The 26,374-nt window shown below is 39.6% G+C and carries 29 protein-coding genes and 1 riboswitch; of the genes, 7 read left to right on the forward strand and 22 right to left on the reverse strand.

Translation table 11 applies throughout. The annotated features are described in order from the left end of the window. Positions 1 to 463: 463 nt before the first annotated feature. Entirely contained in the window at positions 464 to 1,078 is a 615-nt protein-coding gene (gene safA, locus ACRX5O_RS23680; RefSeq protein ID WP_119706680.1) for a SafA/ExsA family spore coat assembly protein, read from the reverse strand. A gap of 121 nt (positions 1,079 to 1,199) precedes the next feature. On the opposite strand from safA, the gene ACRX5O_RS23685 reads away from it, so the two are divergent. Continuing rightward, complete coding sequence (locus tag ACRX5O_RS23685; RefSeq protein WP_276131168.1) at positions 1,200 to 1,334, forward strand: hypothetical protein; 135 nt, start codon at positions 1,200 to 1,202, stop codon at positions 1,332 to 1,334. Positions 1,335 to 1,559: 225 nt separating this feature from the next. Here ACRX5O_RS23685 and ACRX5O_RS23690 read toward each other — a convergent pair whose 3' ends face one another. Continuing rightward, positions 1,560 to 2,372 carry an Fpg/Nei family DNA glycosylase gene (locus ACRX5O_RS23690; RefSeq protein ID WP_433908200.1) on the reverse strand — a complete coding sequence of 271 codons (813 nt, stop codon included), beginning with the start codon at positions 2,370 to 2,372 and terminating at the stop codon, positions 1,560 to 1,562. Positions 2,373 to 2,512: 140 nt separating this feature from the next. Between ACRX5O_RS23690 and ACRX5O_RS23695 the strand changes: the two genes are divergently transcribed. Next, complete coding sequence (locus tag ACRX5O_RS23695; protein ID WP_433908201.1) at positions 2,513 to 4,075, forward strand: FAD-dependent oxidoreductase; 1,563 nt, start codon at positions 2,513 to 2,515, stop codon at positions 4,073 to 4,075. A gap of 66 nt (positions 4,076 to 4,141) precedes the next feature. On the opposite strand, the gene ACRX5O_RS23700 is transcribed toward ACRX5O_RS23695, so the two are convergent. From ACRX5O_RS23700 to ACRX5O_RS23760, 13 genes are all read right to left on the reverse strand, one after another. Further along, positions 4,142 to 5,095: a DUF4097 family beta strand repeat-containing protein gene (locus ACRX5O_RS23700; RefSeq protein WP_433908202.1), complete on the reverse strand. Its 954-nt coding sequence runs from the start codon at positions 5,093 to 5,095 to the stop codon at positions 4,142 to 4,144. Then, positions 5,092 to 5,652, reverse strand: coding sequence for an HAAS signaling domain-containing protein (locus ACRX5O_RS23705; RefSeq protein ID WP_433908203.1), 561 nt, complete (start codon positions 5,650 to 5,652; stop codon positions 5,092 to 5,094). Before ACRX5O_RS23705 ends, ACRX5O_RS23700 begins: the two co-directional genes overlap by 4 nt. Continuing rightward, positions 5,645 to 5,971: a PadR family transcriptional regulator gene (locus ACRX5O_RS23710; protein WP_433908204.1), complete on the reverse strand. Its 327-nt coding sequence runs from the start codon at positions 5,969 to 5,971 to the stop codon at positions 5,645 to 5,647. The genes ACRX5O_RS23705 and ACRX5O_RS23710 overlap by 8 nt, the downstream gene beginning before the upstream one ends. 122 nt (positions 5,972 to 6,093) lie before the next feature. Beyond that, on the reverse strand, positions 6,094 to 6,231 hold the full coding sequence (locus ACRX5O_RS23715) for a hypothetical protein (RefSeq protein WP_433908205.1): 138 nt from the start codon (positions 6,229 to 6,231) through the stop codon (positions 6,094 to 6,096). 63 nt (positions 6,232 to 6,294) lie between these two features. Then, on the reverse strand, positions 6,295 to 7,761 hold the full coding sequence (locus ACRX5O_RS23720) for an amidase family protein (protein ID WP_433908206.1): 1,467 nt from the start codon (positions 7,759 to 7,761) through the stop codon (positions 6,295 to 6,297). Positions 7,762 to 7,833: 72 nt separating this feature from the next. Continuing rightward, positions 7,834 to 8,976, reverse strand: coding sequence for a DEAD/DEAH box helicase (locus ACRX5O_RS23725; protein ID WP_433908207.1), 1,143 nt, complete (start codon positions 8,974 to 8,976; stop codon positions 7,834 to 7,836). An 84-nt stretch (positions 8,977 to 9,060) separates the two neighbouring features. After that, positions 9,061 to 10,278: a Ger(x)C family spore germination protein gene (locus tag ACRX5O_RS23730; protein WP_433908208.1), complete on the reverse strand. Its 1,218-nt coding sequence runs from the start codon at positions 10,276 to 10,278 to the stop codon at positions 9,061 to 9,063. Further along, entirely contained in the window at positions 10,275 to 11,864 is a 1,590-nt protein-coding gene (locus ACRX5O_RS23735) for a spore germination protein (protein ID WP_433908209.1), read from the reverse strand. Before ACRX5O_RS23735 ends, ACRX5O_RS23730 begins: the two co-directional genes overlap by 4 nt. Beyond that, entirely contained in the window at positions 11,861 to 12,973 is a 1,113-nt protein-coding gene (locus ACRX5O_RS23740; protein WP_433908210.1) for a GerAB/ArcD/ProY family transporter, read from the reverse strand. Before ACRX5O_RS23740 ends, ACRX5O_RS23735 begins: the two co-directional genes overlap by 4 nt. Beyond that, a complete protein-coding gene (locus ACRX5O_RS23745; protein WP_433908211.1) occupies positions 12,970 to 13,146 on the reverse strand; it encodes a hypothetical protein in 177 nt (58 codons plus the stop codon). Before ACRX5O_RS23745 ends, ACRX5O_RS23740 begins: the two co-directional genes overlap by 4 nt. A 213-nt stretch (positions 13,147 to 13,359) precedes the next feature. Continuing rightward, positions 13,360 to 13,518, reverse strand: a complete 159-nt coding sequence (locus tag ACRX5O_RS23750) for a DUF1540 domain-containing protein (protein WP_433908212.1) — start codon at positions 13,516 to 13,518, stop codon at positions 13,360 to 13,362. Between the two features lie 84 nt (positions 13,519 to 13,602). Continuing rightward, a complete protein-coding gene (locus ACRX5O_RS23755) occupies positions 13,603 to 14,046 on the reverse strand; it encodes a threonine/serine exporter family protein (protein WP_433908213.1) in 444 nt (147 codons plus the stop codon). A gap of 15 nt (positions 14,047 to 14,061) precedes the next feature. Continuing rightward, positions 14,062 to 14,790 (reverse strand): threonine/serine exporter family protein, encoded by a 729-nt coding sequence (locus tag ACRX5O_RS23760; RefSeq protein WP_433908242.1) that lies wholly within the window; start codon positions 14,788 to 14,790, stop codon positions 14,062 to 14,064. A 110-nt stretch (positions 14,791 to 14,900) separates the two neighbouring features. On the opposite strand from ACRX5O_RS23760, the gene ACRX5O_RS23765 reads away from it, so the two are divergent. Beyond that, complete coding sequence (locus tag ACRX5O_RS23765; protein WP_433908214.1) at positions 14,901 to 15,896, forward strand: D-2-hydroxyacid dehydrogenase; 996 nt, start codon at positions 14,901 to 14,903, stop codon at positions 15,894 to 15,896. Positions 15,897 to 16,230: 334 nt separating this feature from the next. Here the strand turns inward: ACRX5O_RS23765 and ACRX5O_RS23770 are convergent, their stop codons facing one another. The 5 genes from ACRX5O_RS23770 to ACRX5O_RS23790 all read right to left on the reverse strand — a co-directional run bounded on the left by ACRX5O_RS23770 (position 16,231) and on the right by ACRX5O_RS23790 (position 20,368). Then, positions 16,231 to 16,953 carry an amino acid ABC transporter ATP-binding protein gene (locus ACRX5O_RS23770; protein ID WP_433908215.1) on the reverse strand — a complete coding sequence of 241 codons (723 nt, stop codon included), beginning with the start codon at positions 16,951 to 16,953 and terminating at the stop codon, positions 16,231 to 16,233. After that, positions 16,950 to 17,606 carry an amino acid ABC transporter permease gene (locus ACRX5O_RS23775; RefSeq protein ID WP_160547304.1) on the reverse strand — a complete coding sequence of 219 codons (657 nt, stop codon included), beginning with the start codon at positions 17,604 to 17,606 and terminating at the stop codon, positions 16,950 to 16,952. Before ACRX5O_RS23775 ends, ACRX5O_RS23770 begins: the two co-directional genes overlap by 4 nt. 81 nt (positions 17,607 to 17,687) lie before the next feature. After that, complete coding sequence (locus ACRX5O_RS23780) at positions 17,688 to 18,503, reverse strand: basic amino acid ABC transporter substrate-binding protein (protein ID WP_433908216.1); 816 nt, start codon at positions 18,501 to 18,503, stop codon at positions 17,688 to 17,690. Between the two features lie 358 nt (positions 18,504 to 18,861). Further along, on the reverse strand, positions 18,862 to 19,095 hold the full coding sequence (locus ACRX5O_RS23785; RefSeq protein ID WP_433908217.1) for a helix-turn-helix domain-containing protein: 234 nt from the start codon (positions 19,093 to 19,095) through the stop codon (positions 18,862 to 18,864). A 58-nt stretch (positions 19,096 to 19,153) separates the two neighbouring features. Continuing rightward, positions 19,154 to 20,368: a cystathionine gamma-synthase family protein gene (locus ACRX5O_RS23790; protein WP_433908218.1), complete on the reverse strand. Its 1,215-nt coding sequence runs from the start codon at positions 20,366 to 20,368 to the stop codon at positions 19,154 to 19,156. Between the two features lie 224 nt (positions 20,369 to 20,592). Here ACRX5O_RS23790 and ACRX5O_RS23795 point away from each other — a divergent pair, with 224 nt between their 5' ends. The 4 genes from ACRX5O_RS23795 to ACRX5O_RS23810 all read left to right on the forward strand — a co-directional run bounded on the left by ACRX5O_RS23795 (position 20,593) and on the right by ACRX5O_RS23810 (position 23,606). Then, the gene (locus tag ACRX5O_RS23795) at positions 20,593 to 21,204 is read left to right on the forward strand and encodes a GntR family transcriptional regulator (RefSeq protein WP_433908219.1); all 612 of its coding nucleotides are present in this window, start codon (positions 20,593 to 20,595) and stop codon (positions 21,202 to 21,204) included. 153 nt (positions 21,205 to 21,357) lie between these two features. Beyond that, positions 21,358 to 22,146, forward strand: coding sequence for an amino acid ABC transporter substrate-binding protein (locus tag ACRX5O_RS23800; RefSeq protein ID WP_433908220.1), 789 nt, complete (start codon positions 21,358 to 21,360; stop codon positions 22,144 to 22,146). A gap of 14 nt (positions 22,147 to 22,160) precedes the next feature. Continuing rightward, complete coding sequence (locus tag ACRX5O_RS23805; protein WP_119706659.1) at positions 22,161 to 22,844, forward strand: amino acid ABC transporter permease; 684 nt, start codon at positions 22,161 to 22,163, stop codon at positions 22,842 to 22,844. Positions 22,845 to 22,862: 18 nt separating this feature from the next. After that, positions 22,863 to 23,606 carry an amino acid ABC transporter ATP-binding protein gene (locus ACRX5O_RS23810; RefSeq protein ID WP_433908221.1) on the forward strand — a complete coding sequence of 248 codons (744 nt, stop codon included), beginning with the start codon at positions 22,863 to 22,865 and terminating at the stop codon, positions 23,604 to 23,606. A 401-nt stretch (positions 23,607 to 24,007) separates the two neighbouring features. On the opposite strand, the gene ACRX5O_RS23815 is transcribed toward ACRX5O_RS23810, so the two are convergent. Next, positions 24,008 to 25,432 carry an amino acid permease gene (locus tag ACRX5O_RS23815; protein ID WP_433908222.1) on the reverse strand — a complete coding sequence of 475 codons (1,425 nt, stop codon included), beginning with the start codon at positions 25,430 to 25,432 and terminating at the stop codon, positions 24,008 to 24,010. Between the two features lie 114 nt (positions 25,433 to 25,546). Beyond that, positions 25,547 to 25,725, reverse strand: a riboswitch (Lysine riboswitch). A gap of 80 nt (positions 25,726 to 25,805) precedes the next feature. Continuing rightward, on the reverse strand, positions 25,806 to 26,345 hold the full coding sequence (gene lepB, locus ACRX5O_RS23820; RefSeq protein ID WP_433908223.1) for a signal peptidase I: 540 nt from the start codon (positions 26,343 to 26,345) through the stop codon (positions 25,806 to 25,808). Positions 26,346 to 26,374: the final 29 nt, after the last annotated feature.

Below are 26,374 nucleotides of genomic sequence, written 5' to 3' on the forward strand. Positions count from 1 at the left end.
AGATCCATATTTAGGTTAAACTGTAAATGAGTCATTTTTATTCCTCTTTTCTATGTTTATCGTGGTTGTTAAACATTTTAGCCAAGAGAGAATAAAATGACTCTATTCTTTTTACACAATTATACGGACCTAATCTTGTTTTCTATGAGCTGGGTCTTCTTTATTTGCGATTTTGGGGAATTATTTGCGATTCTCGGATTTTATTTGCGATTTTCAAAATTTATTTGCGATTCTCAGATTTTATTTGCGATCTTCAAATTTCATTTGCGATCCTTCGATTTTATTTGCGATCCTTCGATTTCACTTGCGATCTTAACGTTTTATTTGCGATCCCTCGATTTTACTTGCGATCTTCAAAATTCACTTGCGCCCCCCGTTTTAACTTGCGGCGATCTCCCGTTTCCACACGCAAACTACATCATACCTCCCCAAAGAAAAAAGCCGGAGTTCCCCCCGACTTTTCCTACTTAGAAATAAACATTTGTGTCCAGTAATGCTGCTTTGATCCGCCTTGTGCATATCCGACACCGATATGCGTGTATCCTGAGCTCAGGATGTTTTTGCGGTGACCTTCACTGTTCATCCATGCAGTCACTACCTCTTGCGGTGTGCGTTGACCTGCTGCAATATTTTCTCCTGCACTACGGTACGATATTCCGAAGTTTTTCATCATATCAAATGGCGATCCGTATGTAGGGCTTGTGTGAGAAAAATAGTTTCGGTCTCTCATATCAGCTGATTTGTAACGCGCCACTCGTGCTAGTTCCCAGTCCGCAACAAGAGGCTTTAATCCATACTTGGCACGCTCTTGGTTCGTCAATTGAACAACTTGATTTTCAATCGACTTGGTCGCATCATAGTTTGGAATGTTTACCCTTTGTCCCGGATAAATAAGTGCTGGATTCCGAAACTGTGGGTTTGCCTGAATAATTTCGGACAATCCCACTTGATAGCGAACAGCAATTTTCCATAAGCTATCTCCCGGTTGAACAGTATACACTTGTTGTGCGAACGAGTTTGTTGGGATAACCACCAATGACAGTAATAGAGCAATTCCTAAGAATAGCTTTTTAAGCATATTTACCACCTCCTAACAATAATAGAATTCATCTTCCTCAGCTAAAAAAATCAAGGAGAATGTTTCCAAATTGGAAAAGATTCATTGTCCCCTTCATATAGTGTGTAAAGGAGGGATTTCCATGGGTTTGATGTGGGTTACAACTGTTGGATTGGCTATTTGCTTAGGAATTGTTGGTGGTGTGTTTATTTATTATCTAAGAACGGCACTTGATTCAGAGGATGCACATCGAATTGATCCCGCTCCAAAAGAATAAAAATAAGTGGCTCGAATCTCTCTCGGGCCACTTTTTTTAAAGATAAGAAAGTATAAGATTTTCAACTTTGAAAATTGTCTAGCTCCAGCGCCCTAGCGCCTAGTGTCCTTCGCTCTCCGCCCTACGATAAGTCAACATCGAATCGCCTCTGGCTCTTCGTGTTTCCTTTATCTCAGTTGGAGCGCTCCAGGCCATACGGCGCTGACCAGGGCGCTTGCGCTTTTCTTAGTCCCTTTGACACCCTGGACAATAAAAACATTTTCTCGAGGATACCTCTTCAAAGCAAATGGTTCCTCCACATCTCCCACAGGATTCCCCTTCTCGATCATAAACAAAGCAATGATCATTATATCCACCCGTGAAGGCATCGCCTTTATATAAAGGTTGGTCCATATAGCCCCCAAATCCAAGTGCTCTCTGCAGGACTGACTGAATCGCATCATAAAGATCCTTTTGCATTCCCTCATCCAGTGTATCTGCTTGCTTAGTAGGCATGAGCCGAGCACCATAGCATATTTCATCCGAATAACAATTCCCAATTCCTGCGATAAATTGCTGATCAAGAAGAGTGGTTTTAAGTCGTCCTCTTTTTTCTCCGATTAAATCAAGCCAAGCTGTATAGGTTAAATGGCCATTCAACGGTTCTGGCCCTAAATCAGACAGCTCCTTTTCAAGCTCCACCTCTGATAAAAGATGTAGATACCCTAGCCGTAAACCAATAAAATATAACTCCATTTCCCCAAAAGAAAGAATTACCTGTTTGGTTCTTTTGGGCTGGTCATTCTCACTTCCGACATACATCCAACCTCCAAGCATTAAGTGCAGCAGCAAGTTGTCTCCCTTACTTAATTTAAAAATCAAGTGCTTGGCTCTTCTATGAATGGCTTGTACCCTAGCTCCTTGTACTTTCGATATAAACGTTTCACCCTCCATATTGATCGACTTTTCACGAGTGATGGTCACTCTAGAAATCTCTTTCCCTGATAATCGCTCACTTAACAACTTCCGATACGTCTCCATTTCTGGTAATTCAGGCATGGTTGACCCTCCTTCGTTCGGTTTCTTTTAGTATGTGCAAAACCAAATGTATGGCTTGGAAAATTGTCCTTTCTTCCATACATATTTCTCTCTCACTTGGAAAAATTATGTTCATCTAGAAGATTTGAGGAGGAACGGCTATGTCTATGAAGGACTATGAAATGCCCCGCTTTCCAGAACCCTATTGGAGAGACATGGATTTACCGATTTACAATTCTTTAATCGAGGATATCAGTGTGGATGTGGCGATTGTTGGAGCTGGTATCACCGGCATAACAGCTGGTTATCTATTAGCTAATAAAGGCTTAAAAGTCGCTATTCTTGAGGCTGGGAGGGTTCTAAATGGAACAACCGGTCATACGACGGCAAAAATAACGGCTCAGCATGGATTAATATATAATGAATTGCTCCAAAACTTTGGAGAAGAACGAGCGAAGATGTATTATCAGGGTGCTGCTGACGCTATTGAGTTTATCAATCGAATGGTAAATGAACATAGCATCGAGTGCGATTTTTCAACCCAAGAGGCCATTATTTATGCTGTCTCTGACCAATATGCGTATCAAGTGGAAGAGGAGGCAGATGCCTATCGAAAGCTCGGCATACGTGGGGAGTTAACAGAGGCAGCCCTTCCTTTTAACATTAAATCCATGTCTACCCTTGTGATGCCTGACCAAGCCCAGTTTCATCCACTCAAGTACTTGAATGTACTTTTACGTAAATTTATTGAAGCTGGTGGGGTGGTTTACGAAAATGTAACGGCTACAGATGTAGAGGAAGGTTCACAACCTAAGGTGGTTTTAAGAAACGGGAAAAAAGTAACGTGCGAGCATGTGATTGCAGCGTCTCATTTTCCGTTTGTTGATAAAAATGGTTTTTATTTTACACGTCTTGAAGTTAAACGTTCCTATATCGTTGCGGTAACAACACAAAAAGAGTTTCCTGGTGGCATGTATTATGGTGCCGATTCACCTACTCGCTCGTTAAGGTCTACCCCTCTTGAGAACGGAGAGCAGCTTGTTCTTGTTAGTGGGGACGGTCATAAAACCGGACAAGGTGGGGACGGTCATAAAACCGGACAAGGTGTGGACACCATGAAGCATTACATGGCGCTAGAGGAGTTCGCTAATGATGTTTTTGGTATTAAAGAGTACAAGTACCGCTGGTCTGCTCAGGATATGATCACATTAGATAAAATCCCTTATATTGGACCTGTCACCGAGAAAAATTCCAATATTCATATTGCTACTGGCTATCGTAAATGGGGAATGACGAATGGAACGCAGGCAGCCCTTTTGCTTTCTGATACGATACTTGGCAAAGAAAATATGTACCGAGATTTTTATGCTCCTCAACGTTTTGATTCAGATCCGGATATCAAAAAATTCATTAAGATTAATGCGGACGTTGCGAAGCATTTGGTAAAGGGGAAGCTTGAGTATGTTGGAAAAGAGCCAGGTGAGGTAGAGGTAGATGAAGGAGCAGTTGTGATGGTGAAAGGCGAGCGCGCCGGTGCCTATCGCGACCATGACGGCTGTCTGCATCTTGTAGACACAACCTGCACTCATTTAGGCTGTGAGGTTGAATGGAATCACGGAGATCGTACATGGGACTGCCCTTGCCACGGGTCACGATACACTTACGACGGAACAGTTGTCGAGGGTCCTGCGGTAGAGCCTTTGAAAAAGTTAAATTTGGATTAATTCGTATATCATTGAGCCATGCCCCCTTTGTTAGGGGCATGGTCATACTTAAAAAACATCTATAACCTATTTCAAGTAAAAATCACCTGAGTTGGTTTTTACATTCAATTCGTATTCGCCGTCACCAAGCTGACCAATGATACGATCTTCTTCTTTTTCCTGATAACTCATTTGCTTAATATCTATGATGCCACTACCTGACTCTCCTTTGAAGTCTAGCTTCATAGAAGTTGGTTTGTCCTTGAACTCAATAATTACATCGCCACTTGATGATTTTGCAGTAATATCTCCAGTTAGCTGTTGACTGGAGATTGACATATCGCCTGATGAAGTAATGGTCTCCACGTCTCCTTCCACATCCGAAAGTACTACATCCCCAGAAGATGCTATTGTACTTATTGATGTTGCTTGACTTCCTTTTAGAAAAAGGTCTCCACTACTCGAAATAAGGTTAATTTTCTTTGACTTAGTCTTCTCCACGGTGACGTCTCCACTTGATGTCTTCACTTCAAAAGACTCCCTAGCATCACTTGATTCAACCTTGATATCTCCGGAACTTGTTTTAAAATGTAATTCCTTTGCTAGTACACCTTCTGCTCCAATATCTGCTGATGATGTGACAACAGTAATCGACTTATATTCTTTTTCTGGAACATGTATACGAATGTTCGTATCGTATATAAGAATACCGATGTTTATTATTTGTTGATTATGATCAATTAATTTAACATCTACTGTATTTCCGTTATCCTCGGCTACAAGGGACAATTCTTTTTTTAGCTTTCTACTTATCTTTCCGTGTAATTCAACAGTGATATTATCTTCACTGCTTGGAACAACCATCACATCACTAGACTCAAAGTGAAAGTTTAGATTTTCCAACTTTTGATTTTCAAGCACTAACTTATCTTTGATCTCATACGTTTCGAATGAAAATCCACCTGATGCACTAACTGAAACCAATGTTCCCACTATTCCAATGGCTAGCATGATAAATAATGCACTCACGATTTTCTTCATGCCGTTCTCCCCCCTTGAACCACACTAATAGTAAACCTACTATACCTTACTAATATTCTATAAAAGTATTTCGATACATTCAACATTCCAATTCCAATAAGCATTCCTAAACTGAATAAAGTTAGTGAAGCGAAAAAATTAACCGTTAGGCTCTCGTAGCTATAGCCTAGAAGAGAAGATGTAATAAGAACAAGCGGGGAGAGTGTAAGTGCAAGCGCAACTACCCAAACCAAAACAATTACACTTAATATTGCTGCAACCGGAGCAATAATAAAAATCCCATTAAAGAGAAACAGACTAAACCCTATAAAAATTTTCTTTCCTAGTCCTCTCTTTTTCTTTTCAGGAATTAATCTCCCGTCATGGTAATCAGCTAACAGGTCACGTGCAATAGCATAAGGATCTCCAAGTTCTTCAGTTAGTTCTTTTAAGTTCTTTCCGTTTCCCACTCCAATTTGAAAATGCTCTTCATAGTCGTATAACATTTCTCTCCGATCCACTTCGGGAACAGTGTGTAGTAAACTTTCAAGCGTTTGCAAGAATTCATTTCTACTCAATGGTTTTCGTCCCTTCTTCAATAAACTGTGAGACAGCAGTTGAGAACTGTTGCCATTCTACTACTAATTCATTCATATAATTTAATCCCTTTTGCGTAATGGAATAATATTTCCTAGGGGGACCCTCCGTTGACTCAGCTAAATAAGTAGTGACATGATCTTCTTTTGTTAACCTTCTTAGAAGAGGATATAGCGTCCCTTCTGCCACTTCAATTTTATTTGATATATTTTGTGCCAATTCATATCCATATTGATCTCTTTTTGAAATAAGAACTAACACACAAAGCTCTAATACACCTTTTTTAAACTGTACATTCAAAAATGGCACCTCCTAAAAATAAATACCATGTACTTCCAGTTTATATATTAATACACAGTAGTGATTAATGCAAGGTACTGATTAAAATAAAATGATGCTACCAAAGAGGTAGCATCATTTTATTATTGATTCGTCGGACGATTACGGCGAATATCCTTTTTATCCGTTGTTGTAAACTCCACTAGCTCCGAGCTAGTTTGTTGTTGCTTTCTGTTGTTATTACGCTGCGCATTGGCATTTCCAAGCTTTGTTCTTCCCATGTAAAACATCTCCTTTTAAAAAGAGGATACTTACATAGGTAGTATGAGAAGTAAAGTCTCACCTTATTCGAATATTGGAGGTTTTCGATGCTTTGTTGCTTGTTCAAACGCAAAACCTAGTTTAATAAGCGTTGGTTCACTATAGGCGGTACCGGTGAACGTGATTCCAACCGGTTCTCCTTCACTCGTATAACCAGCGGGAACCGTAATGGAAGGATATCCTGCTTTCGCTGGAATTCCTGCTCCAAAATTATTTGGGAACACGATGGCATCCAGCTGGTGCTCCTTTATAACGTAATCGATTCCTTGCTCTGTTGAATAGTACAGATCTTCTTCAAGCGCTTTTAAGTACGCTTCTTCGGTTAGCTTGCCAGATGTAGCCTCCGCTTCCTCAAGAACGACTTGTCCATACTTTAAGCATGTTTCTTCATTCTCTTTATTAAACTGAATCACATCCGAAAGTGACCTTATTTTTACCGAGGAATCCACTGTTTTTAAGTAGGCATTCACATCCGATTTAAACTCATACGTGAGCACATCATAGCTCCATTTTCGTCCTGTCGATGGGATAATCACATGGTCTACGACCTCGGCGCCAAGCTCGACTAGCTTTTCAATGGCTTTATTCATCACCTGAAGCTGACCTTCATTTAAATACCCAAAGTATACATCACGGGCAATTCCAATTCGAGCCCCTTTTAATCCTTGATCATCCAAAAATGAAGTGAAGTCCATCTGATTTAACTCTGTGTTCGTTAACGTCACTGGATCATTAACATCTTGAGCAGATAAAGCGCTTAATAAATAGACTGCATCAGTAACCGTTCTCGCCATTGGGCCGGCAGTATCCTGACTATGAGCGATCGGTATAATCCCTTTTCGACTTACTAACCCTAGAGTTGGTTTTATTCCTACCAAAGAATTTTGGCTAGCTGGACTTAAGATGGATCCAGAGGTTTCGGTCCCCACAGCTACAACAGCTAGGTTGGCTGCAATGGAAGCACCTGATCCCGAACTTGAACCACCCACATCGAACTGACCTGGTCTGTACGGGTTTAACACCTGTCCTCCACGAGAACTATAGCCACTTTTCATCCCTTCAGCCATAAAATTAGCCCATTCGGTCATATTGGTTTTTCCTAAAATGACTGCCCCCGCTTCTCTTAAAAGAGCAGCTACCTTTGAATCTTCTTTTGCATAGGAATCAGCAAGTGCCAATGAACCTGCACTCGTATGCATTTGGTCACCTGTATCGATATTATCCTTAATCAGAACAGGAATTCCGTGGAGCGGGCCGCGTGGTCCCTTCGTTTTTCGTTCTGCATCAAGACTTGCTGCAATCTGTAGGGCGTGAGGATTCACTTCAAGAACGGAATTGATTTTTGGATCTACTGTACGAATGCGATGCAAATACATGGTTACAAGCTCTTTAGAGGTGATCTCACCAGAAGCCATCTTTTCCTGAATCAAGTCGACCGTAGCTTCTTCAAACCACTCTTCATAAGCTTTATGTAAACGTGGACTCTCCATTCCGCCAACCCCTTTTTAAAATATACCTTTATTATACAACAAGGAGTGGGAATCTCTCCCACTCCTTGGAACTTACTTTCTTGAATTCGCATCAACCATTTGGCCTTTAAAAAACACCTTTTTTACAACATCCTTATTTAAATCCCGAGAAAATTTCTTTAAATCTCTTTCCTCACGTTCATTTACTAAAGAAATAACGGTACCTTCTGCTCCAAATCTTCCCGTACGTCCTGATCGGTGTACATATTGCTCTATATCTCTAGGGAAATCATAATGAACCACATGTGTGATGCCTTTAATGTCTAACCCTCTCGCTGCTACATCCGTAGCAAGTAGCATATTCACCTTGCCTGTTCGAAAATCTTTCAAAGCATTTTTACGTTTGTCCTTGTTTAAATCACTATGTAAAACAGACGCATTTACATTTTGAAAGGCAAGCTTTTCTGATACTACATTTAAGTTTCCGATATCTTTAATGAATACTAGGACACTTGCTTCTTCCAAGCGTGAAATTTTTTCAAGTAGCTTAATTTTATCGCGTTGTTCCGCAGTGAAATACACATGGTCAACCGCACCAGACTCAATCGTTTCATCTTTTTTAATTTTAATGACCTCAGCATCCTTCGTTAATTCCTTAGCTAAAGTCACGGAATGCTCCGGTAGAGTCGCTGAAAATAAGACCACCTGGCGATCCGCCTGGGAGGACTTCACAATATTCTTCACTGTCTGTAGATGCTCTTTTGTTAAAAGCTGGTCACCTTCATCAAGTACAATCGTTTTTACCTCATGCATTTTGATTTTCTTTTGTGCGATCAGTTCCATCATACGTCCAGGGGTTCCTGCAATAATATGGGGCTGTTTCTTTAGCTTTTCGAGCTGACGCTTGACGTTTGCTCCTCCGATAAAAGAGGCCGAACGAATTCCGCTTCCTTCACTCCATTTTTGGATCTCAGAAAGAATTTGCATGACTAGCTCCTGCGAGGAAGCCAGAATAACTGCTTGAATCGTTCGTTTCTCGGGATCCAATTTATTTAATACTGGTAGAAGATACGCTAGTGTTTTTCCTGTTCCTGTTGGCGACTCCGCTATCACATCTTTGCCTTCTACGATGAAAGGGACTGCCTTTGTTTGAACACTCGTTAACTCCTTAAATCCTTCTTTTGTCCATACATCCTGTATAAATGGTTGTAGCTCGTTTACAATTGTCGTACTCATATGCTTCTCCTTTAATCAAAGCTGATATAATCAGCTCGCTCTTAATAAACCTATTTAAATACTAGCTGAAAGACCCCACATTGTCTATTCTCTTGGAATTTCTGTAATAAAGGTTTTCCCTCTAACTCCAGACCTTCTTAAATGAAGATTGATATCAACTTCTACGTCAGCTTGCGCAAATACTTCATCCCAGTTATTTTCTACCTTTTTGTACTCTTTATGATGTTGTCGATTAAATGCATCTCCAAAACCAAAAATATCTACACCAAACTCTGTTTGAACTTTCTTGATGGTTTCCTGTATATGGTTAGCCACATAACGATTGATTTTCTCTTCAAAATCTTTATATGTATCAATTTTGGTTAAATCATTCATACATTGAGTGGCTTCAATTCTTGTTTCACCATTTATCTTCACCTTTAAAACAGGCTTTCCATTCGTATAATCGACTTTTAGTTTATTATGAGTTTCTGACACGGTTACAGCGATATATCTGTCATCCTCAGGTTTTTTTTCCTCGTCCGTACAGGGTACACTTATACTTGTTGTCTTTAGTTCTTGCGTCCAGAAGTAATTTCTTGTTTCTTCCACACTTAAATATCCTACTAAACGGTCATCTTTGAAAACAGCCATTCCGTCCATTTCCACAAGTGTATCGACACTCGTCTTCATATTATTTTCAGATTTTTCTCCCTTTTCGGGGTCCCCTTTAATCACTAATGTAGCTGACACAGGATTGCGCCCCTTGGATGTTAGTGCAGAGATAAAATCTGTAAGTCTTACTCCCGGATCTCCTCCCCACTCCTTATTAAAGGATTGTGTTTGCTTATGTATTTTTAATGAAGGGACCTTTTGAATGGGATACGTCACTTTTACAAACGCTTCCGCCTTTTCACCCTTTGTCACCATGATGTTAAAATCATTTCGAAACTGACCGCTACGATCAAGGAAATCAATAAATTCTATCATCCCTTCCTTTGCAATTACTTCACTAATGTATAGCACCCTCGTATGAGAAAAAATTAATCTTCTAGTGATTCCAATATTCGTTTTATGAAGAAGCTCAGATATTGAATTTCCTTCAAGTGCGTAAGTTAAGGCCGGAGCAGCCTCCCCACCCATTTGATTTTTTGAAAATTGACTCGCATTCACTACCTCGATGGTTAATCGATATTTACTGTTTTCTCCCTTATCAACTGCAAGCCCTGTTACAATTGAAACATCGTTCAATTCAATCCGATCCCAACAGCCGGATAACATAACGACACATCCCAAGATCAATAATGCATTTTTAAGCTTCATTTTTGTCCTCCTAATGGCTGATCTGGGGGACTTGGCTGATTATTCTCTTCACTTCTAACTGGGGATTTCGGATATAAATACGAAGGTCGGTTTTTATTTAACCATATCGGAACACGAACAAATACATCATCCTGATTTCTTGGTTGAAACGGTGCCACCGGTGCCAAATAAGGGATACCGAAGGATCGAAGACTAACTAAATGAATAACCATGACTATTAAAAATAGAAGAACACCGTATAATCCCATAAAGGCCGCGCTAAATATAACAACAAAACGGAGCAAGCGTGTGGCAATGGAGAAACTATAGATAGGAGATACAAAGCTCGCAATGGCGGTAAAAGCGACGACAATAACTAGAACATTTGACACTAGACCAGCTTCAACAGCCGCTTGTCCTATAACGAGTGCCCCAACAATAGAAACGGTTTGCCCAACCACCCTTGGCATACGAACTCCAGCCTCTCTCAACACTTCAAAAGAAAGCTCCATGATGATAATCTCAATAACAGCAGGGAAAGGGACTCCCTCCCGTTGTGCTTGTACACTGATCAATAGCTGTGTGGGCATAAGCTCATGATGATAAGTTGATATGGCCACATACAGTGATGGAAATAATAGCGCAACCATGAAAGACGAATATCTAACAAGTCTAACAAAGCTTGACATGATAAATGGCTGATAATAGTCCTCGGACGCCTGAAAAAAATCAATGAAAAGTGTTGGTACCGTTAATACAAAGGGGCTACCATCTACAAATATAGCCATTTTCCCTTCCAATAAGTGTCCGCAAATACTATCAGGCCGTTCTGTATTGTACACGAGTGGAAAGGGAGTGAGGGTTTTATCGACAATGAATTCTTCCACATTTCCTGAATCAAGTAAGGCGCCTACATCTATCTTATTCAATCGTTCTTTAACTTCATTTAATAAATCTTCATTTGCAATGTCATTAATATACCCAAGTGCCACATTTGTTTTGGAGTCCCTACCCATTTGGAATATTTCAAACTTAAGGCGAGGATTTTTCAGACGTTTTCTGACTAATAAAAGATTTACCTGAAGACCTTCTACGAAACCGTCTTTCGGTCCACGAATAATCGTCTGTGTGCTAGGTTCTGAAATGGCTCGTTGCTCTGGCATTCCAATCCCTAATGAAAGTGCCTCAGAGTACCCATCCACCATAATTATTGCTTCTCCGTTTAATACCCCCCATACCACTCGATGAAAGTTTTCTGCAATTTTAAAATCAATCGAAGGAAAATACAGCTCTCTCATTTCATTCATATTACTGAATGCTTTATCCGTTTGACGATTGGTCGCAGCCTGAATCACTCGATTAGATAGCTCATTTTTATCAGTCATGGTGCTTAAATACGTTAAATAGGCTTTATGTCCACCAATTTTTATGGGTTCACACTTAAAATCAAAGGTTCCCTCAAATAACTCTTCTAGAAGCTTCCTGTTTTTTTCCACTTGGGTATAATATTGTTTTGGAACATCCTGCTGTTCAAAAAGCTCTTCCGTTGTTGGTTTACCTTTGTTCTTATTTTTTTTTCTTGTAAACATTGAACTAAAGAAACTCATTTTCTTCCCTCCTTATTCTTTCTCGTCTTCCATAGGAGTACTGGTAGGACCATTAGAGGAAGCAGCAATTGAAACGGAACATGCATAAACAATGGAACAACGATTAAGCCTTCTTCAATATGCTCAGCAAAATTATCACTAATTTTCACTGATATAAAGGAAATAATCGTTCCAATCGGTACCACGTACATCCGATATGGTCGATTGCTTATGAGCTCTAATCCTTTTAATGCCCCATAGAAAAACACACTCACCTTAATAATAATTCCAAACATTACGATGAAAACTACCACTAGATCGACACGTTCTATAAATTCCAATAATGATATTTCCCGAGCCGCCGATAGAAGAGGGAAATTCGATCTTGCTCTCATATCTACACCAAGAGTGGTAATTTGCAAAATGGCATTGTAAATGAGCATTACTCCACTTAAAATGACAGCAAGTAAGGTTATTTTTTTGGTTTTTTTAAATTTCGTTGTGTAAGGGATAATCATGGTAAAAGCGATTAATTCTCCAAAAGGAAAAGTTAAAAGCTGTGGAAATACAGCTTTCATCACCGGTTTAAATCCATCACCAAGAATCGGGAACAAATTCTCAAATTCCATTTCACCCGAGATAAAAACAGCAATACCGATGATTATGATAAAGGAGAAGAAGTAGGGTATGAACACCTCGCTTGTTCTCCCCATTACCTCGAGTCCTAAATACAACATATACACGATTACAATCACCATAGTGATCGCGATAAATTCAATCGGTGTCTCGTCAAAAATAAACGAAACAATCAGTTCGCAAAAATCCCGAAGAACACGGGAAGCAATATAAAGAAAGTACAAAATATACAGTAAAGTTAATAATCCGCCTATCCATTTTCCAAAGCAAAACTGAAAGATTTCAAAGAGATTTTTACCAGGTAATCTTGAGAGCATAAAATAATACATCAAGGCTACCCCCATACCGAAGAACATTGCTAATCCAATCGCAATCCAAGCATCCTGATTCGCATCATTCCCTGTGCTTACTACTGCCGCACTTCCAATTTCAAAAATAAAAATCAATATAAATAATTGCCAAAGGGACAACTTCTCAACAAGAATATTTTTCATGACGATTCACTTGATTTTTTACTTTTCCTAAATCGGTAATCTACCACAATACCGAAGATGAATCCGCATAGTAAATTCGCATACAACATCCATTGACTTGTCCCTTTTTCAAAGAATATATTTGCATCTAAAATCGACAGAAGCGAACGATCATATAAATATAGATCAAACATGGTAATCACTCCGATAGACGCTAGCAATATGAAAGAAAACAAAAAGGTTACCAACAGCAATCATCCTTATCTGATAAAAACTAACTTTCATTCCAGTTTTGTATATCATTTGTTACTAGTGGGTGAATTATGCTCCTTTGGTAAGAAATCCCGAAAACTCTGTTTTTTACGCATATAAAAAGACAGCGCTCGCTCGCGCTGTCTTTTTCATTCTTATAGTCCTTCAGGTTCGAATGTTTTACAATCCGTCTCACGGCTTGTATCCGCTTCTTTGCCGCGGTGGCTTACAACGAAAATTTGTTCTGCTCCACACTTCATTCCTTCTTCATTGTATACACAATTACTTACCTCACATAAAACGTCCTGTGCCATCGTATAACACCTCCCCTATTGATAGGGTAATCAAAAAGAGAGGAGGACATTCGGATTCCAATATGGCAAATCCTTGAATCAATATTAGCTCTTTTTTATGATGGCCGTCTTTCTAATAAGCTGGTTAATTACTTCGGAAAAAACGATTCCCATAGCAATCGCCCCTGAAATCAAGAAAGCTTTTGCAGCAAGTGCTAACGCAATATTATAGTCATTTTCAACAAAGTTTCTCATGGCGTCATATGCCATTCCACCCGGAACAAGTGGGATGATTCCTGCAACAATAAATATGATAATCGGTGTTCGATAAAGCTTAGCAAAGACCTGACTGGCCACGGCAATAACGAAGGATGCAACTAACGTAGCATTCACTGCATCAGCGCCATTCATCGTGAAAAGAATATAAATAATCCAACCAAGCATGCCAACAAAACCTGATTGTATTAATGAGGATTTAGGAGCATTAAAAATAATACCAAAAGCGGCGGCAGCCAAAAAACTTAATAGCAAATGTTGAAGAATGTACATGGCGGGGCGCCTCCTTTAAAGAAATGATAATACAACAGCAATGCCTGACCCGATCGCAAAAGCGGTTAGTAGTGCTTCCGCTCCTTTAGATATACCTGAAACCAAGTGTCCCGCCATTAAATCTCTAACCGCATTGGTTAAAAGCAAACCCGGAACGAGCGGCATAACCGATCCGATAATAATTTTATCTAACTCAACACCAAGACCCATATGGACAAATAGAAAGGAAAGAATTCCGATAATAATCGAACCAATAAACTCAGAAAAAAACTTTATCGGAACGACTCTGTGAAAGTACATCACACTCGTAAACCCTATCCCACCCGTAATACAAGCAGGCAGAAAGTCGATCCAACTTCCATTAAACATAATTAAAAAGCAACCACTCGCAATTGCTGCTGCAAGGATTTGAATGGTTGTCGAATACGTTAACTGGGACTCCTCTACTTCTGTTAACGCACGAAAGGCCTTTTCGATATCAAGTTCTCCATTCGTTATCCGGCGGGATACCCCGTTTACCAAAGCAACTTTATGAAGATCCGTTGTTCTTTCTGTTATTCGCACAAGCTTTGTTTTGGTAGGCTCTGTACTTTCGATTGAAAAAATAATGCCTGTTGGTGTGACAAAACAATGGGCCTCTCTAACCCCAAATGCACGGGCGATTCTCTCCATCGTATCCTCCACCCGGTATGTTTCAGCCCCACTTTGGAGCATGATTCTCCCTGCTAATAGACATACTTCCATAATGTCGTACACGACTTGCTTTTTCTCCACTTTTATCACCTTACTGCTGACTTTTTGAATGTAAAGACTACTTTATCATATTTCTCAGATTAGCGGGTCAATACTTTTTTATGTTATATTTAGAATATCGAAATTTTCAAAAAAGTAGGTGCCACACTTTGAGAAAACTTGTCGTTACTCATAATCTGGAACAAGTATATGTTAACGAAATGCAAGCTGTTTTACCAGACTGGGAAATCGTTGTTGGAAAAGAAATCTACAAGGAACATATTCATAACGCAGAAATTATTTTAGGATGGAAAAAGGATATAACAGACCTATTAGGCAGCTCCTCCACTCTAAAATGGGTTCAAACTTGGAGTGCCGGTGTGAATAACTTACCTCTACACATTCTTCATGAGCGTGGAGTAACGGTTACAAGTGCGAATGGTGTCCATGCCTATCCAATTTCAGAAACCATCTTCGGATTGATGCTTGCACTTACTCGGAATATTCATACGTATGTCCGAAATCAGTCCTCTAAACACTGGCATCATGCTGGACTAAAGCTTGAGATCCATGGGAAAACGATTGGCATTATCGGTGTTGGAGCAATTGGAAAAGAAACAGCAAAGATTGCTAAGGCGTTTGGAATGAAAGTACTCGGTGTAAGAAACTCCCGTTTGTCTGAGGAACATGTGGATGAAATGTACGTTACAACGGAGCTTGATACGGTCCTTCCTCAATGCGATTATGTGGTTTCTACCCTTCCTTTAACGAAGGATACTAAAGGATTATTCTCTATGAAACAATTTCAGCTAATGAAGCCCGGTTCTTTTTTCGTAAATATCGGTCGTGGAGAAATTGTTGTGGAGGAGGATCTTATTCAGGCACTTCAAACCGGAGAAATTGCAGGCGCCGGATTAGATGTATTTGAGGTCGAGCCACTTCCTGAAAACAGTCCTTTATGGGAAATGGAAAATGTGATTGTCACTCCTCATACTTCGGGTTCAACTGAATATTATGACCGGCGAGTGGTAGAAGATATCTTTTTGCCAAACTTACGACAGTATGTAAATGGTGAGGAGCCGTCCATGAACGTAGTAGATTTTAAAAAAGGATATTAGTTGCAAGAAAAGCGCAAGCGCCCGGTTAGTGACGTATGGACTGGAGCGCTCTGACTGAGATAAAGGAAACACGGAGAGCGCTAGCGATCCGATGTTGACTTATCGTAAGGAAGAGAGCGAAGTACACTAGTCGCTGGGCGCTGGAGCTAGACAAAAAAAACACAGGTCCATTAGAACCTGTGTTTCCGACTCGATGGGACTTTAACCCATAAACGACTCTTCCCGTATCAGGGATACGAGAGGTTGCTCTGTTCTTTGAGCTACGAGTCATTCTTATTGTGTCTCAGGAAAAAGCATTTTATGCAAAAAAGGATGTCCGTAATCGGACATCCTTTTACAGTACCTTACTTAAAAATGATTTTGTTCGTTCCTGCTGTGGATTGGTAAACAGCTCATCAGGTACATTTTCTTCCACAATATAACCGCCGTCCATGAAGATCACTCGATCGCCAACTTCTCTTGCAAAACCCATTTCATGTGTCACAACAACCATTGTCATACCTTCTTTTGCTAGCTGTTTCATAACCTCTAGAACCTCACCGACCATCTCTGGGTCTAGTGCAGAGGTTGGTTCATCAAATAGCATAATTTTTGGTTCCATGGCAAGTGCTCTTGCAATCGCCACACGCTGTTTTTGACCTCCTGATAATGAATCAGGATAGGCATCAGCCTTATCCTCTAGACCGACTTTTCGTAAAAGGTCTAATCCCTTTTGACGAGCCACTTCTTCGTCTACCTTCTTCACTTTCACAGGAGCCATCACAATATTTTCAATCACTGTTTTATGTGGAAATAGGTTAAATTGTTGAAAAACCATTCCTACATTCTGTCTTACTTTATTGATATTCACGCTTTTATCTGTAAGATCCACACCTTCAATATATACATGACCATCTGTTACCGATTCCAACAAGTTCAAACAGCGAAGAAACGTCGACTTTCCTGAGCCAGAAGGACCGATTACAACGACCACTTCTTGCGGTTTAATTTCAGCATTAATGTTTTTTAGTACTTCATTATGGCCAAATGACTTTTTTAAGTTACTCACTTTAATCATTCTGTTGATAACCTCCTCTCAAGACGATTTAGCAGGAAGCTCAAGGATAACGTGATAACGAGATAAATCACTGCTACCGTTAAATAAGGTTCCCAAACTTTGAAGTATTGTCCTTGCATAGCTCGTCCCCAATACATAATCTCTGGAGCCGCAATGACCGCTGCTAAAGAGGATTCCTTAATTAGCACGATAAATTCATTTCCTAATGGAGGAATCATTCTCTTAAACGCTTGTGGCAGAATGACGTGTCTCATAGCTTGTACATGAGTCATGCCAAGTGTTCTAGCCGCTTCCATCTGCCCTTTGTCAATCGATTGAATTCCAGCTCGGAAGATTTCTGCAATGTATGCTGCTGCATTAAGTGATAATGCAAGAATAGCAGCTGTCACTGGCTCCGTCTTCCCTGTGAACAATGGAACGAGACCAAAGTGAATGAGCAAAATCTGGACAAATAAAGGAGTTCCTCTGAAAAATGTAATGTATAAGTCAAAAGGTAGTGACAACCACTTGTTTTTCACCATTTTTCCTAACCCAATGGCCAAACCGAGCGCTGTTCCAATAACAATTCCTGCTAGTGATAACCCAAGGGTAAGCAATGTTCCCTTTAAAAACAATGGCGCATAGTCCATGATGAGATCAAAACGAAAGTCCATCATACTCCTCCTTTACTAGAATGAAAAAAAATGGCGTAACACTATGCGAAAGAGTTACGCCTTAAATAACCAAGTAACTAATTATTGTTGTGCTTTTAAATCTTCAAGGTCTGGCTCAGAACCAAACCATTCTTTATAAATCTCTGCATATGTTCCGTTTTCATATATAGTGTTAATGGCTTCATCAATTTCTGCTTTTAACTCGCTATCTTTCGGGAACATTAATCCATAATACTCTGCTGCGAATGCGTCCGTATCTTCAACGACAACAAACTTATCATTCGGGTTATTTTTCGCGTACTCTTCAACCACAGTGTTATCGGCAACAACCGCGTCTGCTCCGCCACCTTTAAGCTCCATAATTGCTAGAACCGTATTTTCAAACTTTTTGATATTAGGATTGTTTTCTCCTAGTACACTCTCAATTGCTTCTTGACCTGTTGTTCCGTTTTGAACCGCGACTTTCTTGTCCTTTAAGTCTGCAGCCGATTTGATATCACTGCCTTCTGGAACAAGAATTTTATTTGTTGATAGAAAGTAAGCGTGTGAGAAATCATATGATTCCTTACGCTCATCATTAATTGTAATGGCTGATACAGCAAAGTCAGCAATTCTATCTTCTAACTCTACGAAAACAGGTTCCCAACCTACATGAACGATATCAACCTCATAGCCAGCTTCTTTCGCAACTGCATTAACGAAGTCAACATCAAATCCAACAATTTTATCGCCATCCATGTATTCAAATGGTGCGTAAGCTGCGTCCGTTACGACTCTTAATGTTTTCTTCTCTTCACTAGCTCCTTCATCGGATCCATTGTTCTGATCGCTTGTTCCACAAGCAGTCAAGAGCATACTAAACACTAACAAAAATGATAATAAAGATAGTTTTTTCACTACATTGCCCCCTTAAAAATGGTCTTATTTTTTATTAAGACTTTCTCTAGCAAATACCTCACAACTCTAAATTTTCAGTATATTTTGACATGAAACTATTATAACTTTTATCGTTTTTTTATGCAACAACAAAAACTTTGTTAGGATAATTTATTAGCGCTCTACTGGGGTAAAGTGTAAGTACTGGTATTCCTACCTTATTTAGTATTTGAAAATATCTTTGGTTAACATTTTTACTATAATTTTTACTGTCAATCTATCTTACATACTCATTGACAACTGCATAAAAATGATAAATATCATACAAATAAAGGGAGAATATAAACCTATCAACATTTTTATTCTCCCCTGTTACTATTTAATCCTCGTCTTTGATGTCTTTGTCTTCTGGAATTGGCTCGTTTTCTAGCTCTTTTATGAGGTTTTTGTATTTTTCAAGCTGTTCAAAATGGGATTTGAATTGATCCTTGTAAATCATGGGCACACCATCACTATCATGCAACACCCTGATTTTTCCCTGTAAAATTAGATTTTCTACATACTGAACGGAAACTGATAAATACTCTGCCGTTTCTTTTACTGTTAGGTACATCCATACTTCACTCCTACTATCTATATGAAGCTATTATAACGAATTACCCCTTTTTAACCTATAACTCTAAAGATAATTGTGATTCTAGATGGGCAAAAGCTTGTTCAAGATCAGCTATCAAATCTTCGGTATCCTCGATTCCGACCGATATACGAACGAGCCCTTCAGGTATCCCTAATTCCTTCCGTTCTTCAAGGGTACACTCCACATGACTCGTGGTTCTTGCTGGACCATAGATCGTCTCTACAGCCCCAAGATTACCAGCTCTATTTGCATACTGTAACTTTGGCAATAGAATTTTGATAGCCTCCATCTCCTCTTTTAAGACAAAACTAACGATTCCCCCGAAGCCCTTCATTTGTTTTTTCGCAATATCATGATTAAGATGTGTTTCTAATCCCGGATAAAACACTTCCTCTACATGCTTCTGTTTTTTCAAATACCTCGCTATTTCCATCGCACTCTTTTCTTGCTGTCTTACACGAAGTTTTAATGTTTTCATTCCTCTTAAAATAAGATAGGCTGACCAAGGATCCATCGTGGCACCATTAATCTCTCGGTAATGATACACTTTTTCCATCAGTTCCTTTGGACCGCATACCACTCCACCCATCGCATCTGCGTGACCACTTAAAAACTTAGTGGCACTATGAATAACGATGTCTACCCCAAATTGAATGGGGTTTTGATTAATTGGAGTAGCAAACGTATTATCAATGATAACCAAGGTTCCTACTGCTTTTCCTGCCTTCACCATTCTTTCAATATCTGTAATCTTCAGTGTCGGGTTCGTTGGTGACTCTAAATACAATATCTTGCACCCTTTAGCCACTTCCGCCTCGATCTCTTCATGATTCCCGGTATTACATAACGTCACATTTACATCTATATTGGGTAGAAACTCGGTGAAAATTTTATTGGTTCCTCCATATGTGTCCTTAACAGACACAACTCGATCTCCTGGCCGTAAAAACGTATATAGCGTACTGCTTATGGCGGCCATCCCCGACGAAAAGCCGACTGCTGCTTCTGCACCTTCCAGAATTCGTACTTTTTCCTCGAAAGCTTCGACCGTTGGATTCGTCATACGATTGTAAGTATGTCCTGGTTTTAACCCCAGTGCCACATCCTGCCATTCATCAATATCATCATAATTGTAAGCTACACTTAAGACGACAGGCACTTGGGTTGCATTAAAAGCAAGGGATGCCTCTTCTCCTGCCCATACCGCTTTTGTTCCGTCATTTATATTCATAAAGTTGTGTTTAACCATGTCTACTCACCTCAATAATTTGTATATCATTAACTATGTTTCTAATGTATATTGTATATTGTATAATATACAGAATTTTATAACAAATATTAAAGGAAATTTTTTATTAGATAGGTTGAGGGCTCTCCCCTTCTTATACTTAAGGTATAATAAGTTACAGAAAAAAAGGCTTCAGTAAGGAGGAATGGACGATTAATAAGAGATACCGATCCTTAAAAGATCATGTGTATGATTACATAGCTACAGAAATTCAGAATGGAAACTTGCTTCCTAATCAAAAAATAAATGAAGTAGCCCTAGCAGATCAATTGGAAGTGAGTAGAACTCCTGTAAGAGAAGCTTTAATACAGCTTGCATCCGAAAACTTACTTGAATTTTTCCCTCGAAAAGGATTTATCGTAAAAGAACTTACGATAAAAACCAAGCTTGATGTTTTCCAAGTAGTTGCTGTACTTGACGCTTTAGCAGCATCTTTATCCCTACAGCTTCTTACGGATGAAGACTTACAGAAGATGGAAGAGATGGTCAAAAAAATTGACCAAGCGATCTCTCAACGAAATTATTCTGATTATCAAAAATATCAAAACGAATTTCATCAGGTTTATATTGAGAAATGCAATAATGAAACATTAATCGAACTGCTGCAATCGTTACAAAATAGTTTTGTTAGACAGATTTACTTAAGTAAGGACGAAGATAAGCTATTCTCTGTACTAACACAAATGAACGAGCAACATGCAAAAATAGTTAAACATTTTAGAGACAAAGATACAGATAAACTAGAACAGCTGATAAAAAATGAGCACTGGAAAATCACTCATGAAGACATGATTTAATGGAACTGGCTAAACGGGTCTGTTCTATTTCTTTTCCTACATATAAGTTACATTTCTGTGAAAGATAAGAATAAATGTTTGACATATATCAAATAAAATATTAACCTAAGATAGTTTTTAAATTAATCCGATAAACTTAGTGGGGGTTTAAACATGAAGAAATTATTATTCGTGCTGTTCACTCTCCTTCTTTCTCTAGCTTTAACAGCTTGTGGAGCAAAGGAAGAAGAAACAGCAGCAAACTTATACGAAGAGATTAAAGAAAAAGGTGAAATTACAATCGGTACAGAAGGTACTTATGCACCGTTTACTTTCCATGACGAGTCAGGAAAACTAACTGGGTTTGACATTGAGATTGCTGAAGAAGTATTCAAGCGCCTTGATATTAAGCCTGTTTTCGTAGAAACAAAATGGGACGGAATGATTGCTGGACTAGATGCCAAGCGTTATGACATGGTTGCTAACCAAGTAGCTATTCGCGAAGATCGCCTCGAGAAATATGATATGTCTGAACCTTATATTTCTTCAAAAGCGGTTCTTGTTGTTGGTGAAGCAAACGAAGACATTAAAACATTTGAAGATCTGAATGGAAAAAAAGTAGGACAATCATTAGACAGTAACTACCGCAAAATTGCAGAAGCACATGGAGCAACAAACACCGTGGTGGATGGATTTAACCAAGCAATTGATTTAATCACTTCAGGTCGTATTGATGCAACGATCAACGATAATCTTTCTTACCTGGATTTAAAAAAGCAACGTCCTGACCTAGCGATTAAAAAGGTGGATGAAGAAGCGGATGTAACAAGCAATGCCTTCTTATTCCGTAAAGATAACAAAGAGCTAGTTGATGCGGTTAACGGTGCATTAGCTGACATGATCGAAGACGGAACCTACCTTGAAATCTCAACTAAATGGTTTGGCGAAGACGTATTGAAGTAAAGGACTGAATTGAAATGGTCTTAGATGAAAGAGCGGAACGAATTATAGGAATCCTTAGCGATTCCTTTTTTCCTATTTTAAAAGCTGGTTTATATTTTACGGTTCCATTAACACTGATCACATTTACACTTGGTCTTATATTAGCTTTTTTCACAGCAATTGCTCGCATATCAGGTATTAAGCCTCTCGTTGCGATTGCTAAATTTTATGTTTGGATTTTTCGGGGTACACCGTTACTTGTTCAACTATTCATCCTATTTTATGGTCTTCCAAGTGTGGGAATTACGCTAGATCCATTTCCAGCAGCAGTACTTGGTTTCACCCTAAATAAAGGGGCTTATAGCTCGGAAATTATTCGTGCAGCGATTCTTTCCACTCCTAAAGGACAATGGGAAGCAGCCTATTCCATTGGCATGACTCGGGCACAAGCCATGAGGCGAATCATCCTCCCACAAGCGATAAGAGTATCTGTTCCACCACTTGGAAACTCTTTTATCAGCCTTGTAAAAGACACTTCCCTTGCGGCCACGATCACCGTTACAGAGATGTTTCAAAAAGGGCAACAGGTGGCTGCAGCTACGTACGAACCTCTTTGGCTTTATATTGAAGTAGCATTTATTTATTTAATGTTCAGTACGGTGCTGTCCTATGCTCAATCCATGCTCGAACGTCGCTTTGACCGCAGCGTAGCAAAGTAGGAAGGGAGAGTATTGGCTATGATTAAACTAGAAAATTTATATAAAAGCTTTGGAGACATTGATGTTTTAAAAGGAATTGACTTAGAGGTGGAAAAGGGTAAAACGGCTGTTGTTATTGGCCCATCTGGTTCAGGGAAAACGACCCTTTTACGATGTCTTAATTTATTGGAAATTCCAAATCAAGGGGCGATTACGATTGGGAAAAAAGAACTTCAGTTTCAACCAGGAACGAAGCTAAAACCGACTCAAATGACCGCCTTTCGTCAACAAACGGGAATGGTATTTCAATCGTACAACCTGTTTCCACACTTAACAGTTGTTGAGAATATAATGGAAGGCCAAGTGGTTGTTTTAAAACGCTCAAAAGCGGAGGCCAAAAAGCGTTCTCTCGATTTACTAGCCAAAGTTGGACTGAGCGATCGTGCGGATATGTACCCTCACCAACTATCAGGTGGCCAGCAGCAACGCGTCGGGATTGCAAGAGCGATGGCAATGGATCCGAAAGTATTATTATTTGACGAACCAACCTCTGCGCTCGATCCAGAGCTTGTTGGTGAAGTATTAAAAGTCATGAAGGATCTTGCTGAAGAAGGCATGACGATGGTTGTTGTTACCCATGAAATGGAGTTTGCTAGAGATGTAGCAGACCAAGTCATATTCATGGATCAAGGAATCATAGCTGAAAAAGGAACACCAGAAGAAATCTTCACCCTCTCAACCAACCCTAGAACGCAGCAGTTCCTTAACAAAGTAGCACGCTAAACAAGAAAAGCGGAAGCGCCCGTTTAGCAACGTATGGACTGGAGAGCTTCGACTGAGATAAAGGAATCCGAAAAGCGGAAGCACCTTGATCAGCTCCGACAGGCATAAGACGAAGAACGAAAGAGGTCCTGACCTCTGTAGGGCTTTGGCTTATGACCCGAGGAGCTAGGTGCTGGAGCTAGACAACACGGAGAGCGGAAGCGATTCGATGTTGACTTATCGTAGGGAGAAGATCGAAGTACACTAGTTGCTGGTCGCTGAAGCTGGACATATAAAAAGGGGTAAAGTGTCCTTCCCAGAAGGACACTTTACCCCTTTTTGTCCACGAGCGGTGACAGACACCCTCCGTGGACACTTTGGCCTCATTTGTCTTTTTGTGGTGTCTGTCACCGCAATAGGTGTTAGGCTGCTTTTTTGGCTTTTGTTTTTTTGCTGTGCGCTCTGGCAACTGGGCCGTAGAAGAAGATTCCACTTGCAAGAAGAGCCATACCGAACATAAATGTTTTGATGTCTGCTGTACCCGCATAGATTACCCATACCGAATACAAAGTAGCTAGTAAAGCAATGACACCGTCAATCACTTTTGATCTTGCTTGTCCTTCATACGTTTCACCTGTAATCACTAGCTTTAACTGGAATACAGCTGCAATGAAGTAAGGAACCAGGTAAGATAAGGTTGCAATATAAATAACAAAGTCAAAGGCCGCAGAGATTGAATTTGAAATGGTTGAGAAGATAAATAACTGTCCTAATGAGTTTGTTATTATCATTGATAACACCGGAATACTCTTCTCGTTTTCCTTTAAGAATGCAGGTAAAAACAGACCTTGCTTGGCTGCTTGGTACGGAACCTCTGCACTTAGCATCACCCAACCAATGGTGGATCCAAATAAGCTGATTAATCCAATACCTGCTAACACTTTTCCAGAAACAGGTCCAAGCACGGAGACAATCGCATCAATTAATGGCTTGTCTGACGCAATTAACGCCTCTTGGCTTAATAAGCCCATAACTAATGTACTTACTCCAATATAAATGGCTAACGCAATGAACAACCCTAGAATCGTTGCACGCTTGACGTCAATTTGCTTTTTCGCACGTCCCGCAAAAACAACCGCGGATTCTACACCGATAAACGCCCATAAAGTAGCAACCGCCGCATTGCTAATCTGACCCATTAGCCCAACCGAAGCACCATTCTCATCGAAACGTGGCTCAACCATAGGAAGCATATTGGAAGCCTCAAATGCAAACAAGGCAACAATAATGAAGATGAAGAAACCTGCCACTTTTGAAGCTGTTGCAATGAAGTTTAATTTCCCTGCATTTTCTAACCCACGTAAAATAATGAAGTGTGTTCCCCATAATAAAATCGAACAAACCGCAAAAGTTAATGCATTTCCGACCTTTAAAGTAAAGGAACCAACTGTAAATAACTCAGCCTGACTCGTTAGTATTGGAAAGAACGTTGATAAATAACTAGCGAATGTTGTAATGATGGCAATATTTCCTGCTAAGTTACCAATCCAATAACCCCAAGTAGCCATGAAGCCGGAAAGAACCGAGCCTCTAGAATTTGGCTTAAAAAGCTCTTTCGCATAAATTTGTGGTCCACCATTTAAATTCGGCTTTCTCATTCCTAAATTCCCGAACACAAGCGCTGTTACAAGCACTCCTGCTCCTGTAAATAACCAAGCGAGAATAACTCCCGCTGGACTTGCAGCTTCTGACAGTGAACGTGGTAACATAAAGATACCCGAACCTACCATATTTCCAACTACTAATGCAGTTAGTATCCATAAACCTAACTTAGTTTGTTTCCCCATAATAATATTCCTTTCTATTATTATTCTTTAACTCTCAAAAATAGAGGTCCCTAAAAGACATAAAAAAACACACCAAAACGTGAGTACAGTGTGTTTTACAGTAACCGCATCAGGCAAATGGATAGTTCAACATAGCTTTTTGCTATGACAGTCCTACACCTATTCGATGTAGTCCCAGCTACTATAGTCAGAGAATTATAGTGCTTCGGCGAAAATTCCTTTCAACTGAAATCATTGAGCTTCTCTGGCTCTCATCCAACCTACTAATATTTTTCGCAACCTCTACCTCATCTTGAGCTGATGAGGATCATATTTAATTTAAATGCTTTACTAGAATAATTCATGAACGTTTTTATGTCAATGGCATTAATTGCTATTGTACCTCTCGAACATCAGAAAATGGATAAAATACAAACTCACTAACTCCAACAATCTTTTCCTTCTTAATAAAACCAAGACCGTTTCTTGAGTCCATACTGCGAAGTCGATTGTCACCCAATACAAAATAATGCCCTTCCGGAACGAGAGTAGGTCCATAATCCCCCGTTAACACACTACCTTGTTCATGAGCTTGCTCACGATTACTTTCTAAATACTCTTCACTGTGAACCACACCATTGATTAGTAACTGATCCTCCCTTATTTCGATCATATCTCCAGGTAAGCCAATAATTCTTTTTACGTAATTTTCGCCTTCTCCTTTAATAATCACAATGTCCTCACGTTCAATTTTGTCTGTATTTACTTTGTTAACAAATATTTTCTCTTGATCGTGAAGCGTGGGTTCCATCGAGGCACCATCCACAATATAAGGAGCAAAGACAAATGTACGAACGACGACTACGATAGCAAAAGCAATAAACACCGATTTACCCCAGCTAATTATTTCTTGGCTCTTCTTAGTTTCTCCCATCCTATTCTGCTCCTCTTTTCTTTAATAAC

This window comes from Robertmurraya mesotrionivorans (genome assembly GCF_050971805.1).
In the GTDB taxonomy this organism is placed as follows: domain Bacteria; phylum Bacillota; class Bacilli; order Bacillales; family Cytobacillaceae; genus Robertmurraya_A.